18 protein-coding genes are annotated in these 13,439 nt (G+C 39.0%); 12 read left to right on the top strand and 6 right to left on the bottom strand.

All coding sequences use genetic code 11. From position 1 onward, the window contains the following. Positions 1 to 92: 92 nt before the first annotated feature. The 8 genes from IRB79_RS08385 to IRB79_RS08420 are packed head-to-tail and all read left to right on the top strand — an operon-like array spanning position 93 to position 6,409. Positions 93 to 677 carry an ABC transporter permease gene (locus tag IRB79_RS08385; protein WP_431833429.1) on the top strand — a complete coding sequence of 195 codons (585 nt, stop codon included), beginning with the start codon at positions 93 to 95 and terminating at the stop codon, positions 675 to 677. After that, positions 674 to 1,549: an ABC transporter permease gene (locus IRB79_RS08390; RefSeq protein WP_243508053.1), complete on the top strand. Its 876-nt coding sequence runs from the start codon at positions 674 to 676 to the stop codon at positions 1,547 to 1,549. Before IRB79_RS08385 ends, IRB79_RS08390 begins: the two co-directional genes overlap by 4 nt. Beyond that, on the top strand, positions 1,546 to 2,559 hold the full coding sequence (locus tag IRB79_RS08395; RefSeq protein WP_243508054.1) for an ABC transporter ATP-binding protein: 1,014 nt from the start codon (positions 1,546 to 1,548) through the stop codon (positions 2,557 to 2,559). Before IRB79_RS08390 ends, IRB79_RS08395 begins: the two co-directional genes overlap by 4 nt. Before the next feature lie 24 nt (positions 2,560 to 2,583). Continuing rightward, positions 2,584 to 3,366, top strand: coding sequence for a DeoR/GlpR family DNA-binding transcription regulator (locus IRB79_RS08400; protein WP_243508055.1), 783 nt, complete (start codon positions 2,584 to 2,586; stop codon positions 3,364 to 3,366). A gap of 54 nt (positions 3,367 to 3,420) precedes the next feature. Continuing rightward, a complete protein-coding gene (locus IRB79_RS08405; RefSeq protein ID WP_243508056.1) occupies positions 3,421 to 4,293 on the top strand; it encodes a Cof-type HAD-IIB family hydrolase in 873 nt (290 codons plus the stop codon). 29 nt (positions 4,294 to 4,322) lie between these two features. Next, a complete protein-coding gene (locus IRB79_RS08410; RefSeq protein ID WP_243508057.1) occupies positions 4,323 to 4,652 on the top strand; it encodes a DMT family transporter in 330 nt (109 codons plus the stop codon). Between the two features lie 45 nt (positions 4,653 to 4,697). Continuing rightward, on the top strand, positions 4,698 to 5,018 hold the full coding sequence (locus IRB79_RS08415) for a DMT family transporter (RefSeq protein ID WP_243508058.1): 321 nt from the start codon (positions 4,698 to 4,700) through the stop codon (positions 5,016 to 5,018). Between the two features lie 26 nt (positions 5,019 to 5,044). Next, entirely contained in the window at positions 5,045 to 6,409 is a 1,365-nt protein-coding gene (locus IRB79_RS08420; RefSeq protein WP_243508059.1) for a D-serine ammonia-lyase, read from the top strand. A 233-nt stretch (positions 6,410 to 6,642) separates the two neighbouring features. On the opposite strand, the gene IRB79_RS08425 is transcribed toward IRB79_RS08420, so the two are convergent. Beyond that, positions 6,643 to 7,134, bottom strand: a complete 492-nt coding sequence (locus tag IRB79_RS08425) for a YajQ family cyclic di-GMP-binding protein (protein ID WP_159866208.1) — start codon at positions 7,132 to 7,134, stop codon at positions 6,643 to 6,645. A 158-nt stretch (positions 7,135 to 7,292) separates the two neighbouring features. Between IRB79_RS08425 and IRB79_RS08430 the strand changes: the two genes are divergently transcribed. After that, a complete protein-coding gene (locus IRB79_RS08430) occupies positions 7,293 to 8,156 on the top strand; it encodes a CvfB family protein (protein WP_243508060.1) in 864 nt (287 codons plus the stop codon). A 53-nt stretch (positions 8,157 to 8,209) separates the two neighbouring features. Here IRB79_RS08430 and IRB79_RS08435 read toward each other — a convergent pair whose 3' ends face one another. After that, positions 8,210 to 8,341 carry a DUF3941 domain-containing protein gene (locus tag IRB79_RS08435; RefSeq protein WP_009331260.1) on the bottom strand — a complete coding sequence of 44 codons (132 nt, stop codon included), beginning with the start codon at positions 8,339 to 8,341 and terminating at the stop codon, positions 8,210 to 8,212. 108 nt (positions 8,342 to 8,449) lie between these two features. Further along, positions 8,450 to 9,304: a DegV family protein gene (locus IRB79_RS08440; protein ID WP_243508061.1), complete on the bottom strand. Its 855-nt coding sequence runs from the start codon at positions 9,302 to 9,304 to the stop codon at positions 8,450 to 8,452. Between the two features lie 127 nt (positions 9,305 to 9,431). On the opposite strand from IRB79_RS08440, the gene IRB79_RS08445 reads away from it, so the two are divergent. Together IRB79_RS08445 and IRB79_RS08450 are read left to right on the top strand one after the other, a co-directional pair. Next, positions 9,432 to 10,262, top strand: coding sequence for a YitT family protein (locus tag IRB79_RS08445; protein ID WP_009331258.1), 831 nt, complete (start codon positions 9,432 to 9,434; stop codon positions 10,260 to 10,262). A 19-nt stretch (positions 10,263 to 10,281) separates the two neighbouring features. Further along, the gene (locus IRB79_RS08450) at positions 10,282 to 11,037 is read left to right on the top strand and encodes a BsuPI-related putative proteinase inhibitor (protein ID WP_243508062.1); all 756 of its coding nucleotides are present in this window, start codon (positions 10,282 to 10,284) and stop codon (positions 11,035 to 11,037) included. Between the two features lie 38 nt (positions 11,038 to 11,075). Here IRB79_RS08450 and IRB79_RS08455 read toward each other — a convergent pair whose 3' ends face one another. The 3 genes from IRB79_RS08455 to IRB79_RS08465 all read right to left on the bottom strand — a co-directional run bounded on the left by IRB79_RS08455 (position 11,076) and on the right by IRB79_RS08465 (position 12,363). Further along, entirely contained in the window at positions 11,076 to 11,261 is a 186-nt protein-coding gene (locus IRB79_RS08455; RefSeq protein ID WP_243508063.1) for a DUF3813 domain-containing protein, read from the bottom strand. A 2-nt stretch (positions 11,262 to 11,263) separates the two neighbouring features. After that, positions 11,264 to 11,416 (bottom strand): hypothetical protein, encoded by a 153-nt coding sequence (locus IRB79_RS08460; protein ID WP_009331255.1) that lies wholly within the window; start codon positions 11,414 to 11,416, stop codon positions 11,264 to 11,266. 128 nt (positions 11,417 to 11,544) lie between these two features. After that, on the bottom strand, positions 11,545 to 12,363 hold the full coding sequence (locus IRB79_RS08465) for a Cof-type HAD-IIB family hydrolase (RefSeq protein ID WP_243508064.1): 819 nt from the start codon (positions 12,361 to 12,363) through the stop codon (positions 11,545 to 11,547). Positions 12,364 to 12,643: 280 nt separating this feature from the next. Here IRB79_RS08465 and IRB79_RS08470 point away from each other — a divergent pair, with 280 nt between their 5' ends. Then, on the top strand, positions 12,644 to 13,411 hold the full coding sequence (locus tag IRB79_RS08470; RefSeq protein ID WP_243508065.1) for an alpha/beta fold hydrolase: 768 nt from the start codon (positions 12,644 to 12,646) through the stop codon (positions 13,409 to 13,411). The last annotated feature ends 28 nt before the right edge of the window (positions 13,412 to 13,439 follow it).

Raw genomic sequence — 13,439 nt, forward strand, 5'->3', positions numbered from 1 at the left:
ACATGAAAGCCATTCAGAATAGCCTTGTAATTTCCTTAATATCTGCTGTGATTTCTGTGATTATAGCGGTCATTGCAGCGTATTCAATTACAATGTTCTCACAAAAAATACAAAATCGGCTGCTGATGATTACGAATATGACTTCGAATTTTGAGGGGATCCCCCTTTCATTTTCATACATTATTTTGCTTGGAAACAACGGATTGTTTACATTGCTTTTTTCTAAAATGGGTTTGGATGTGTTTGCGGACTTTAATTTATACTCTTGGACAGGCCTCATACTTGTTTATATCTATTTTCAAATTCCGCTTGCTGTTATGCTCATCTACCCATCTTATCAAGGAATTAAAAAACAATGGAAAGAAGCTTCTTCACTATTAGGCGGTTCAAAGTTTTCATTTTGGCACCGTATCGGAATTCCAGTTCTGCTGCCTAGTATTGTAGGTACGTTCAGTATTTTGTTTGCCAATGCGATGGGAGCTTATGCTACAGCCTATGCCTTGGTCGGAAACAACTATAATTTATTGTCATTGCAAATCGCCTCCTTGGTTGCAAGTGATGTAGCGTTAAAGCCGCAGCTGGGCAGTGCGATGGGAGTTCTTTTAGCAGCGACGATGATAGGTGCGTTATGGTTCAATGAACGAATGATGCGCCGCATTAGGAGGGATTTACGATGAAAGCTTCATTGTCTTTTCATAAAGCAGTCGTTGGACTTCTGGTTATCTATTTATTAATTCCGCTTATAGGAACATTTTTGTTCTCGATCGCAGGTAAATGGGATCATACGATTTTACCTGAGAGTTATACAATGAAATGGTATATTGAATTATTTCAAGATGAACGCTTTTTTGATGCTTTTCAGCGAACGCTGTTTTTAATCGTGATGTCAGTAGGTCTTAGTATTGTTATCATGCTTCCAACGATCTTTATCATCACAGTATATTTCAGTAAGTGGGAACGATTGCTTCAGGCAGCAGCAATGCTTCCATATGGAATACCTCCCATTGTTGGAGCTGTAGGATTAATCAAGTTATATTCTGATGGCCCAATTCCAATTGCCGGAACACCTTGGATATTAATTGGTGCTTACTTCATAACCATTCTGCCATTTATGTATCAAGGTATTCGCAACAGCCTACGAACACTTAATGCGGTACAGCTTGTTGATGCTGCCGAATTACTCGGTGCCACAAAGTTTCAGGCGTTCCGTACAGTAGTGTTTCCAAATATTATCTCTGGTATTTTAGTATCTACTTTATTATCAGTCGCACTTTTGTTTAGTGAATTTGCTTTGGCTAATTTGCTTGTTGGAGGCAGATTTGAAACGCTGCAAATCTATCTTGCAGATAAACTGAATAGCAGCGGTCACTTAACAAGTGCAATTGTTATTACGTATTATTCCGTGATTTTGCTTTTAACGGGGACTGTATTAAAACTTACTTTTAAAAACGAAAAGAATCCAGCCGAGTCAAAAAAGAGCCGCGTTCTTTCATTATTAAGAAAACAAAGCCGTGATAAAAAAATTGCATTAGAAGGTGAAAACTCATGAGCTATGTAACCATCGATCAAGTAATTAAGAAGTATGATAATCAAGTGGTATTAAACGATATTTCTATTACCTTAAACAAAGGAGAATTTGCTACTTTGCTTGGGCAAAGCGGATGCGGAAAGAGCACATTGCTGCGTTCGATTGCAGGGCTTGAAGATGTTGATGCAGGAAAAATCTTAATTGATGGAAAAGACATTACAAACTTATCTCCGCGTCAGCGTGAAGTCGGGATGGTGTTTCAGTCATATGCTCTTTTCCCAAATATGAATGTTTTTGATAATATCGCATACGGCCTTAAAATGAAAAAGGTTAAAAATATAAAATCCAAAGTGGTAAAGATGATTGAGATGGTTGACTTAGCTGGAAAAGAAGAATCTTATCCTCACCAATTATCAGGCGGACAGCAGCAGCGGGTTGCTTTGGCTCGCGCGCTTGTTATGGAGCCGAAAGTACTGCTTTTAGATGAACCGTTAAGCGCATTGGATGCTAAAATTAGAAAAAGTTTGCAAAAAGAATTAAAGAGAATTCAAAAGGAATTAAACATTACTACCATTTTTGTAACACATGATCAGGAAGAAGCAATGACGATGTCTGATCGAATTTTTGTAATGAATAAAGGAAATGTTGTACAATCCGGCTCTCCAACGGAAATTTATACATCTCCTGTCAATACATTTGTTGCAAATTTCATTGGGAATTATAATGTCTTTAAAATGGAAACGTTCTGTAAACTCGTTCGCAGCACGGAATTAAAAGGGGATGAAGTTGCCTTTCGACCTGAAGTGCTAAAACTGCTTCCTATTGGTGAAGAGAGCCTGGGTTTACAAGAGAATTGGCGGCTTAAAGGAGTTATTAAAGATGTCTCCATGAAAGGCAATGTATTAAGATATGAAGTCGAATCAGAGGATTCTTCTTTCCATGTAGATGATCTTCACCACCGAGGGGCAATGCTTGAACAAGGAACACCCATTCAAATTATTTTACCAAAGAAAGAATGCCTTATTCTATAAATAATTTTTCTTGGAGGATGAGCTATGTCCGTTTTGCCTGAAGAAAGGAAAAATGAAATATTAAAAGAACTTAAGAAGACTGGAAAAGTAAAAGTCGTGGAGTTAGTTGAGCAATTTCAGGTTTCTGAAGAAACGATTCGACGCGATTTGATGATCTTAGAGGAAAAAGGATTATTAAAAAGGGTTTACGGAGGAGCGATTCATGCCGTTTTTCAATCTGAAGAGCCCCCTTTTCTCCAGCGTACTACTGTGAATCAAGATGCGAAAGTGAAGGTTGGCAAAAAAGCTGTGGAACTCATTTCTGACGGAGATGTGATTTCCATTGATGTGGGAACAACCATGCTCGAATTTGCTAAGCAGATTGAAAAGAAAAAGGATATTACCATTATCACCAATTCTCTTCCTGTATCATCCGTGTTGACGGAATCTATCAATCAAAATATGTTCACAGGTCAAGTGTTATTGCTTGGCGGACAAATTGATCCAAAGCACCAATCGATTTGTGGAAGTTTTACTGAACAAATGCTGAATCAATTTAATATCGATAAAGCTTTCATCTCAGCGGGCGGTTTTTCTATTCAAAAAGGAGTTAGTAATTATCATTTACATGAAACTTTGGTTTCTCGCAAGATGGTTGAAGTATCTAAGCAAGTGATATTGCTAACGGATTCCTCCAAAATTGGCGTTGATACTTTTAGTAAAGTTTGTCCTTTAGAAAAAATTGATGTAGTTGTCTGTGAACACCCTTTTCCAGAGGTATGGAAGGATCATCAAGAATTAGGGAAGATGAATTGGATTCAAGCTTGATCCATGTCCTCCCTTTAAGTAGAGAAGTATGCTTAAGCAAAGGAGCATTATTTTATGAGTTTTATTGCAATAGATTTAGATGGAACATTATTGAACGACCAGAATGAAATTAGTGAAGAAAATATAAAGGCGATTCAATCCGCTCAAGAAAAAGGTTTTGAAGTAGTGATTTCAACAGGGCGTGCCTATTTTGATGTTCAAATGATTTGCGAAAAAGCTGGAATATCTCCGTTTGTCATCGGGACAAATGGAGCAACCATTCATGCGAAAAATGGAGAATGTATTTCCTCTATTGCTCTAGCGAAAGATTGTGTTGAATCTATTCTTCAATGGCTGGATGAACGAAATTATTATTACGAGGTGTTTACGGATCAAGCAATTTATGCACCTAAAAAAAGAAGACAGGATTTCTATAATGAGATTCATAGTTTGAAAAGCTCGGATTTAGATAAGGATATGAAAGAATTGGTTGCAGAAGCGGAGAGGCAATTTGATCAGTTTGGATATGTAATCGTTGAAAGCTACCAGGATATTCTAGATCAAGCGGAAGAATTCAATAATATTTTGGCATGTTCTTTTGACAAAATGAAATTGGAGGAAGCATGGAATCAATTTAGGATGAATGGTGAGTTAATGGTTGTTTCATCTGCCAATCATAACATTGAAATTACGAATAAAAGAGCAACAAAAGGAATGGCCCTTGAAAAATTGGCGTTCATGCTGAATGGCACCTTAGAGCGGGCTATGGCCATAGGAGACAGCAACAATGATATATCCATGTTCGAAAAAGTTGGATACAATGTGGCGATGGGAAATGCGAAAGATGAGATCAAAGCGGTTTGTACAATGACAACCCTTTCGAACGTTGAGAATGGGGTAGCGTATGCAATCAGTCGATATATGGAAAGTTTTGCTGCTGCAAAATAGATGTCAATGCCGGAAGGAGAGAACTAGATATGGCATGGATCTATCTTATCATGGCAGGGCTTTTAGAAATTGTTTGGGTAATCGGTCTTAAATATTCACATGGATTTACCATCCTGATCCCTAGTATCATAACAGTTGCGTTAATACTCTTAAGCTTCTTTTTACTTTCAAAATCGTTCCATTCCGTTCCTTTAGGAACTGGCTACTCCGTTTTTACTGGATTAGGAACGGTGGGAACAGTCGCAGCCGGGATGCTTTTTTGGGGAGAGACTATTAATCTATTGAAACTATTTTTTGTCGCGTTAATGATCGCAGGGATCATTGGACTAAAAATAAGCCAGGCGAAACCTAAAACATGAAAGGAAGTATATGATAGGTAAAGGGTTAGGTGAGGTGATGATTATATGGATTGGTTTTTTCTTCTTATTGCCGGCATTGCCGAGATTGGAAGTGTGATCAGTCTGAAGCGTGCAGATGGGTTTAAAAAATGGCCTTCTACGGTCAGTTGTCTTGTTTGCGGAAGTTTAAGCTTTTATTTTCTTTCTTTGTCAGTAACATCCCTTCCAGTGGGGACTGCTTATGCAATATGGACTGGCATAGGCGCTGTCGGCAGTGTTTTAGCCGGCATGATCCTCTTTAATGAACCTAGAAGTTTAAGGTCAACGATATGGATTATGTGTATTATTGCAGGAGCTGTCGGTGTTAAAATAACTTCAGGGCATTAAGGTCCCGTTTGGAGGGGAGAAGAGAGATGAAATCGATTCAAGATTGGATAAAAGAATATCCTTTAATAGGCGAGTTGGCAGCTGTAAAGGAGGTATTTTGGGCAAACCCGAAAAAGGAACCATTTCAAACAGGAGTTAAGAAACTTCCGCTTAATGAGAATGATGTAAAAGATGCAGAGGAAAGGCTGAAGCGTTTTGCTTCTTACATCGCAAAGGTTTTTCCGGAAACTAGAAAACATGGAGGTATCATTGAATCTCCTATTGTCTCTATTCCGGCGATGCGTCAAAAATTATCACAGTTGTATGATCATCCATTAGAAGGGGAATTTTTGCTGAAATGTGACAGTCATCTTCCGATTTCAGGTTCCATTAAAGCACGCGGCGGCATTTACGAAGTATTGAAACACGCAGAAACATTGGCGATTCAACATGGTTTATTATCAATAGAGGATGATTATTCGATCCTTGATAAGGAGAAATTCAGAAACTTCTTTTCCGAATACTCCATTGCCGTCGGATCTACGGGCAATTTAGGGTTAAGTATAGGCATAATGAGTGCCAAATTAGGTTTTAAAGTAACAGTCCATATGTCTGCAGATGCAAAGGAATGGAAGAAAGATCTCCTTAAAAGCAAAGGAGTAACGGTGATCGAATATAAGGAAGATTACAGCAAAGCGGTCGAAGAGGGGCGCAAACAGGCTGATAGTGATCCGAATTGCTACTTCATTGACGACGAGAACTCTCGCGATTTGTTTTTAGGATATGCAGTGGCAGCCATTCGCTTAAAAAAACAATTAGAAGATCTGAATGTTACAGTAGATGAAAACCATCCGCTATTTGTTTACCTTCCATGCGGAGTAGGCGGCGGACCGGGGGGAGTCGCTTTTGGTTTAAAATTAATGTATCAAGATCAAGTACATTGCTTCTTTGCAGAACCTACTCATTCTCCATGTATGCTGCTTGGACTCGTAACAGGAATGCATGATAAAGTATCGGTCCAAGACTTTGGAATTGACAACATCACATCAGCTGACGGCCTTGCCGTTGGAAGACCATCAGGATTCGTTGGTCAAACGATTGAGCCTTTATTAAGCGGAAGCTATACGGTAAGTGATCATGAATTATTTAAACTATTAAGCGCATTGGCCGATACAGAAAATATTCATCTTGAGCCTTCCGCATTGGCAGGTGTAATAGGTCCAGTAAAGTTATCGACTGAGAAGCAAGGGAAAGAATATGTACAAAATCATAACTTAAAAGATCAAATGAAAAATGCTGTCCATCTCATGTGGGCGACTGGCGGCAGTATGGTTCCGAAAGAAATAATGGACGAATATTATAAAAAAGGAGCAGAGATATTATTCAAAAGGAGTCAGAATCTATCACCCTGAATACAGAAATTTAACCTGCTCCTTATAAAACAAACTTATGAACTCGTCAATCGGCGAGTTCTATTTTTTTTGAAACATTACCATTTATGTTAACCGTTTTTGATATGCCACTAGGATCCATAATGAAATACCTATTTAATAACAGGAATTCCTATTTTATATGTATGACGATGGCTGCTTGCATTATTAAACAATAAAAAAGCAAACGGAAACGGATCCGTTTGCTTTAGGATTTAACGATAGTTAACGAACTGGACATCAACAGTCAAATCAGCCTCTTTAACTGCAGCTATAATCTTCTGAAGATCATCGCGGTTTTTGCCGGTTACACGGACCTGATCATCCTGAACCTGGCTCTTCACCTTTAAACCGCTGTTTTTAATAAGGGTATTAATCTTCTTGGCATTTTCTTTATCAATTCCCTGAACAAGCTTTGCTCTTTGGCGTACTGTTCCGCCTGATGCCCCTTCAATTTTGCTGTAATCAAGATTTTTTACAGGAATGCCCCTTTTTATCAATTTACCCAATAAAACATCTTTAAGCTGTTCCAGTTTAAATTCGTCATCAGATAGAAGCACGAGCTCTTCTTTATCCAGCTTTATATCACTTTTGCTGCCTTTAAAGTCATAGCGGGTGGAGATTTCCTTCATGGCAATATTAATGGCATTGGTTACTTCAGAAAAGTCAACTTTGGATACAATATCAAATGAGCTTTCTTTAGACATGACAGCCTCCTTGGAGATAACATTTTAAGTTTCACTTCTTGTCCTTATTATAGTAAAATATAGCAGTTCAAACAACTTTAGGAGTTATGTGATCTTAATTGGGAAAGATTTAATATAATGAATATTTGTTTACTGGAAACTAAGAAGGAGGAAAAGGGATGGCTTTAGAAGAGAATTTAGGCCGTGCTGCTAAGCTGATTGTTTCAAGGGAAGCGGCATTTGGCTATTTTTTGACGGATGGAGAGGAAGATGTTCTTCTTCATCAGAACGAGACGGATGAAAAGCTGGAAGAAGGACAGGAAGTCGAGGCTTTCCTTTATATGGACTCACAGGGAAGAATCGCAGCAACGACAGTGATTCCGGAGGTTCAGGTTGGCACATATGGATGGGCGCAAGTAAGTGATGTAAAGCCCGGCATCGGTGTATTCATCAACATTGGCATTCAGAAGGACATGCTCCTTGGGGAGGAGGATCTGCCTGTACATGAAGCCGTCTGGCCGATTGAAGGAGATAGATTATACATTACGCTCCGTGTGAATAAGAATAACAGAATTTATGTAAAAATGGCTACTGATCCTGTGATTACAGATATATCACTAAAAGCAGCCAAAAGCGATTTTAATAAGAATATCCACGGACATATATATAGAACTGCAAAGGTTGGGAGCTGGATTTATACAGCTGAGGGCTTTAAAGGCTTTATCCATGAATCCCAGCGCAAAAGGGAGCCCCGTCTTGGCGAAAAAATTGAAGGGCGAATTGTTGATGTGAAAGAAGACGGAACAGTGAATGTTTCTCTTATCCCAAGAAAACATGAGGTACTGGACGATGATTCCGAAAAAATCCTATCTTATCTTGAAAGCCGCAATGGTGCAATGCCATTTGGCGATAAAAGCGCGCCAGAAGATATACAGGAGCGTTTTCAGCTAAGCAAAGCTTCTTTTAAAAGGGCTTTGGGCAGGCTTATGAAGGAAGGCAAGGTTTATCAGGAAGAAGGATGGACATATATAAAGAAAGACTAATTCACTCGAATAACAATCTAAAGCGGACAAGCTATTGCTTGCCCGTTTTATTATTATAAATGGTCTGTCTTTTTGGAATATTGGTTTTTCCCGGCTTTGCGGTTTTTCTCCCGCATCATATTTTTTTCGTGAAGAAGCGCATTATTGTCTTTTGCTTTTTTATCATTATCGGAAGTATGCGGCATAATAAAAATACTCCTTTCATACTGATAGGTTTATCCTTCAGAATATAACTGAAGTACAATCATATTGTCTGTCAGAATGAAATGGAGTATGTATTCTTCACTTAAGGTTTATTTTTGCTTTTGGTAGAAAATTGCAATTGTTCCTGGACCCGTATGAGACCCGATTGCAGAGCCTATGGATGTAATATAGACTTCTTTGGCTTTAAGCTCTTCCAGGATTAATTTTTGCATTTCAAGAGCTGTGTCTTCATCATCAGCATGGCTGATGCCGACAGTCTGATTCTCAAACGCAGTCCCATTTTCTTTCATCAGTTCAATAACGCGGCGAAGAAGCTTTTTCTTGCCGCGCAGTTTCTCAATCGGTACAAGTTTGCCATCTTCTACTGTTAAAAGAGGTTTAATGTTCAAAAGTCCGCCTAGAAATGCGGAAGCTTTAGAAACACGGCCGCCTTTTGCCAGATATTCGAGATCATTTACAGTGAATAAACTCTCGAGATGCTGGCAGCGAAATTCGATATCTTTCTGGATGTCGACCTTGGATGAGCCTGATTGAGCTTTAGCAGCAGCAGCCTTCACAATTAATCCATATCCCAATGAAGCAGCCTTGGAATCGATAATGGATAATTTGAAATCCGGGTATTTCTCTTTTACCTGCTCCAAAATCATTACAGCAGTCTGGTATGTACCTGAAAGTCCGGAGGAAAAAGAAATATAAATGCCGTCTTCATTTTGTTCTGCCATTTTCATGAACGTTTCCTCAAAAAGGAGAGGGGATACCTGAGATGTTTTAGGCACCTGGCCTTCACGTATAGCATCATAAACATCCTTAGGTTCTATGGTGACTAAATCTTCAAATTCTGTATCATTCAGTTGAACCTTTAATGGAAAAAGTGTGACGCCATTTTCTTCATAGAAGCTTAGCGGCAGATCACACGCACTGTCAGCTAGAATTTTTACTGACATTTTCTTTCACCTGCTTTCAAACTATATGAATTAAGTTTATAGAAATCAAGGAGAAAAAACAATGAATTGTGTTGAAAATGACACTGACTGGGTAAAGAAAATAATAAGATAATTCAGGGGGTAAAAAATGGTTTGGTTAGAAACTAAGAAAGTATTTATTGTTTTGATTGGGGCGATATTGAACGCGATTGCGATGAATTTTTTTCTGATACCTGCCAATGTATATGCGAGCGGTTTTACAGGTGTGGCACAGCTCTTATCAAGCATTCTGGGGGATTTTGGATCAACAGGGATCCTGCTTTTCATTCTAAATATTCCTGTCACCATATTAGCCTGGAAAAAGGTTGGAAGGTCGTTTACCATTTATAGTTTTCTAAGCGTATTCTTAATGTCTTTTTTCTTGGAAATTATACCGGTAATTCATGTATCAAAAGATATTTTGCTTAATGCAGTTTTTGGAGGTGTCATTGCGGCTGTTGGTGTAGGGATAACACTTAAATGGGGGGCTTCCACAGGAGGAATGGATATCATTGCGATGGTATTGTCCCGAATGAAAGACAAGCCTGTCGGTACATACTTTTTCACACTTAACGCCATTATTATAATAACAGCCGGCTTTTTGTATGGATGGGAAAAAGCTTTATACACTCTTGTTACCCTTTATGCCTCAACCAGGGTCATTGATGCCATTCATACAAGACATGAAAAACTGACAGCACTGATTATAACGAAAAAATCGGAAGAAATGAAAAAAGCCATCCATGACCATCTTGTCAGGGGGATTACAACCATTCCTGCAAAGGGGGCTTTTACAAATGAAAACAAGGAAATGATGATGATTGTCATCACCCGTTACGAGTTATTTGACCTTGAAAGAATTATTAAAGAAGTGGATCCGAATGCCTTTACAAATATTGTCCAAACAGCTGGTGTCTATGGTTTCTTCCGCAGGGATTAAATGAATGGAGGGATGAAGAATGCTTCGGCTTTTGGCTGCTGCTGCTCTAATTATTTTCACTATGCCTTTGCAAAGTTTTGAAGCTTCTAAACAGGAAATGCCATTTGATTTTAAAGTAATACCTCAAGCAGGAACGAAAAGCATGGAGATAGAACTGCTTCTGGGTAATACTGCCAATTACCCGCTGAGCTTTGAGTTTAGGACGTCCCAATTTTACGAAGTGGAAATTTTCAATCAAAAAGGCGAAAAGGTATATTCCTCTTCAGAAGGTAAAGCGTTTTTACAAGCTATACAGACCATTGCCGTCAAACCGGATGAAATCAAGGTATGGAAAGAGCATTGGGATTATCGGCATAATGGCAAAAGAGTTAAGGAAGGGAAGTACAGTGTAAAAGCCAAGCTTTTGGCATCAAACTTAAATGGCAAAGGATTGGAGACCAAAGCGGAATCAGAAGCCTCAGTATTTATCCCAGGACAAAATCCTGCCTTTCGCCATGTTGAGGTTTCTGGAGAGAACGGCTTATATACAATATCAATAGAAGGGCGTCTAAAAAGCGGAAAGCTATGGTATACAGTTGAAGATGGCCATAATGAACTGCAGGGTGAAAAGGGCGTATCAGCACTTTCAAATGACTGGGAGAACTTTAAGTTAAAAATAAACATTCCTGCTGATAAACTGCCTGAAAACGGATCAGTGATTTTGCATTTATATGAAAAAAGCCATGAAGACGGACATATTATTAATTCCTTTCCTGTTATCCTGGAAAGGAGGTAAAAAAGAAGCTGGCAGCCATCGAGGCTGCCAGCTTCTTTTTAGCGATTCTGCGAATATTGTTCCAGCTCCTGCTGCATCTCCCGCAGCTGTGCCTGTTCAGCCGCAGTGGAGTTGGCAAACGCGGAACTTAAAGCATTTTTCGCGCGGGAAACAGTTTCTTCGCCTGCAGAATTTTTAGCTATTTCCACATATTCTCTGGCTTCCTGAAATAATCTGTTTCCCATCGTTATATTCCTCCGAGGGATGATTCTTTCACATTAGCTAATTTTTGGGCTTCCGCCTCTGCATAGGTCATGTGGTACGGGATACGTTCATCATGCTTACTAACAGTATCAACACCCTGTTGTACGAAGCGTTTTGATTTATTACGTTTACCCATTCGAATCCCCTCCATGAAAGAGTTTGAAGCAGCATTGTGCTGCTCCATCCTTTAGTATGCTCTAAAGGAATGATTTAAAAAGGGTATTTAATGGCCTGATTACTATTTAATTCTTTTTGTTCATTTGCTTATAGTGCTTTAAGGTTTAATAATTCATTTAAATAGATTCCGATTCCATCTTCCTCGTTGGTTAAGGTGACTTCATTGGCAATATTTTTCACCTGGTCAATAGCATTGCCCATGGCAATCCCGTAGCCTGCAAATTCAAGCATTTCAAGATCATTGTCTTCATCACCGAAAGCGATGATCCGCTCAGGCGGTATTTGGAAGTAATCAGCTGCTTTTTGAAGGCCAACGGCTTTATTCAGCCCGGTTTTGACGATTTCTATGACATGCCATGGAGCCGCCCAGCGACGGTGGTCAATCACTTCGGCATGAACTTCAGAAAGATGATTTCTAATGGTCTTTACATGTTCCTCATCTGTATGGATCAGCATGCTTGTCGGATTATCATTGAGATAATTGCGCAAATCACCAGTCGTAATTTTTGGATCGCCAAAACCGAAGATATCCAGAAGCTTTTCATCATGGTAATGCAGGTAAACATCATCTATAACTTCTGCTACAATATTATGAACTGTATAGCTATTAACGGCTTCGACAATTTCTTTTGCTACATTCATTTGGAGTGGTGTGTGGTAGACTCCCCAATTATGATCTTTAGGATGATGTATGTATGCACCATTGAAATTGACAATTGGCGTAGTCAATCCCATTTCACGATAGTAAATTTCGCTGGAGCGAAATGGCCTTCCGGTGGCAATCATCACTTCGTGTCCTTGTTCCCGTGCCTTTTGAATAATCATTTTAGTTTTAGCTGAGATGGTTTTGTCATCTTTTAATAATGTGCCATCAAGGTCCAGTGCAATTAAATGTTTTTCTGCCATAAGATCTCCTTTTAAGCGCTCAGCACTTTTTAATAAGAATAAAACTGCAGTTAGCGGACTGCAGCCAATTGCTTATCTTGAAGTATGCCCCGCTTTTCTTTTAAGTGTAAAGGTTTTGGAAAAAAAAAATCTACGTGTTAAACTGAAAAAATAGAAAGAATTAACATTAAGACAAGAGCGTAAGCTTTTACAAAATCATTTTATACATATATGTTATCAATATTATTATAATTTTGTAAAAAAAATTCACTTTTGCCCTAACAGATTTAGGAGGAGAACTGTGGTTGTTATTGAACATAAGCATATCAAAGAAATTCCTGTTCTTGAACTCGCCAGACAGGAAGTAAAAGGGGAACGCTTGCCTTTTATTATTTTCGTTCATGGCTTTACGAGTGCCAAAGAACATAATCTGCATTATGCCTATCTGCTTGCTGAAAAAGGGTTCAGGGTGGTGCTTCCGGATACCCTATTTCATGGGGAAAGATCTGAAGGTATATCAGGCAGCGATTTAAATTTCAAGCTATGGGATATTGTTCTGAATACCATTGCGGAATTGAACATAATCAGGAATGCCTATGAGGATGCAGATTTGATCGACCAGGGAAGAATAGGGCTTGTGGGCACCTCCATGGGAGGAATAGTCACTTTGGGCGCCTTGACCCAGTTTGAGTGGGTCAAAGCTGCAGTAAGCCTTATGGGTATGCCGTATTATGAAAAATTTGCTCAGCTTCAGCTGGATGAATTGAAGAAGAATAATATAAAAATTCCGCTTTCCAATGAAGAACTAGCAGATCTGCTGGGAACTTTAAGGGAGCGGGATCTAAGTCTTCAGCCTGAAAAGCTTGGAGGAAGACCGCTTATGTTCTGGCATGGCAAAAAAGACCCGGTTGTGCCTTATTCCTATACATACCAATTTTATGAGACCATCCAGTCCTTATATAGTGAGTCACCTGAAAATCTCATGTTTATATCAGATGAACAGGCGGGGCATAAAGTAAGCAGGGAAGGGCTGCTGGAAACGGTTAAATGGTTTGACGAACATCTATAACCAACATTTTTTCAATTCATTTAAATAT

The organism is Cytobacillus oceanisediminis, from assembly GCF_022811925.1.
Lineage (GTDB): Bacteria > Bacillota > Bacilli > Bacillales > Cytobacillaceae > Cytobacillus > Cytobacillus oceanisediminis_D.

What these genes read in the sequence shown, in the direction of transcription:
- IRB79_RS08385 (WP_431833429.1), top strand. Translation starts at nt 93, where the DNA reads ATGTTCTCACAAAAAATACAAAATCGGCTGCTGATGATTACGAATATG.
- IRB79_RS08390 (WP_243508053.1), top strand. Translation starts at nt 674, where the DNA reads ATGAAAGCTTCATTGTCTTTTCATAAAGCAGTCGTTGGACTTCTGGTT.
- IRB79_RS08395 (WP_243508054.1), top strand. Translation starts at nt 1,546, where the DNA reads ATGAGCTATGTAACCATCGATCAAGTAATTAAGAAGTATGATAATCAA.
- IRB79_RS08400 (WP_243508055.1), top strand. Translation starts at nt 2,584, where the DNA reads ATGTCCGTTTTGCCTGAAGAAAGGAAAAATGAAATATTAAAAGAACTT.
- IRB79_RS08405 (WP_243508056.1), top strand. Translation starts at nt 3,421, where the DNA reads ATGAGTTTTATTGCAATAGATTTAGATGGAACATTATTGAACGACCAG.
- IRB79_RS08410 (WP_243508057.1), top strand. Translation starts at nt 4,323, where the DNA reads ATGGCATGGATCTATCTTATCATGGCAGGGCTTTTAGAAATTGTTTGG.
- IRB79_RS08415 (WP_243508058.1), top strand. Translation starts at nt 4,698, where the DNA reads ATGGATTGGTTTTTTCTTCTTATTGCCGGCATTGCCGAGATTGGAAGT.
- IRB79_RS08420 (WP_243508059.1), top strand. Translation starts at nt 5,045, where the DNA reads ATGAAATCGATTCAAGATTGGATAAAAGAATATCCTTTAATAGGCGAG.
- IRB79_RS08425 (WP_159866208.1), bottom strand. Translation starts at nt 7,134, where the DNA reads ATGTCTAAAGAAAGCTCATTTGATATTGTATCCAAAGTTGACTTTTCT.
- IRB79_RS08430 (WP_243508060.1), top strand. Translation starts at nt 7,293, where the DNA reads ATGGCTTTAGAAGAGAATTTAGGCCGTGCTGCTAAGCTGATTGTTTCA.
- IRB79_RS08435 (WP_009331260.1), bottom strand. Translation starts at nt 8,341, where the DNA reads ATGCCGCATACTTCCGATAATGATAAAAAAGCAAAAGACAATAATGCG.
- IRB79_RS08440 (WP_243508061.1), bottom strand. Translation starts at nt 9,304, where the DNA reads ATGTCAGTAAAAATTCTAGCTGACAGTGCGTGTGATCTGCCGCTAAGC.
- IRB79_RS08445 (WP_009331258.1), top strand. Translation starts at nt 9,432, where the DNA reads ATGGTTTGGTTAGAAACTAAGAAAGTATTTATTGTTTTGATTGGGGCG.
- IRB79_RS08450 (WP_243508062.1), top strand. Translation starts at nt 10,282, where the DNA reads ATGCTTCGGCTTTTGGCTGCTGCTGCTCTAATTATTTTCACTATGCCT.
- IRB79_RS08455 (WP_243508063.1), bottom strand. Translation starts at nt 11,261, where the DNA reads ATGGGAAACAGATTATTTCAGGAAGCCAGAGAATATGTGGAAATAGCT.
- IRB79_RS08460 (WP_009331255.1), bottom strand. Translation starts at nt 11,416, where the DNA reads ATGGGTAAACGTAATAAATCAAAACGCTTCGTACAACAGGGTGTTGAT.
- IRB79_RS08465 (WP_243508064.1), bottom strand. Translation starts at nt 12,363, where the DNA reads ATGGCAGAAAAACATTTAATTGCACTGGACCTTGATGGCACATTATTA.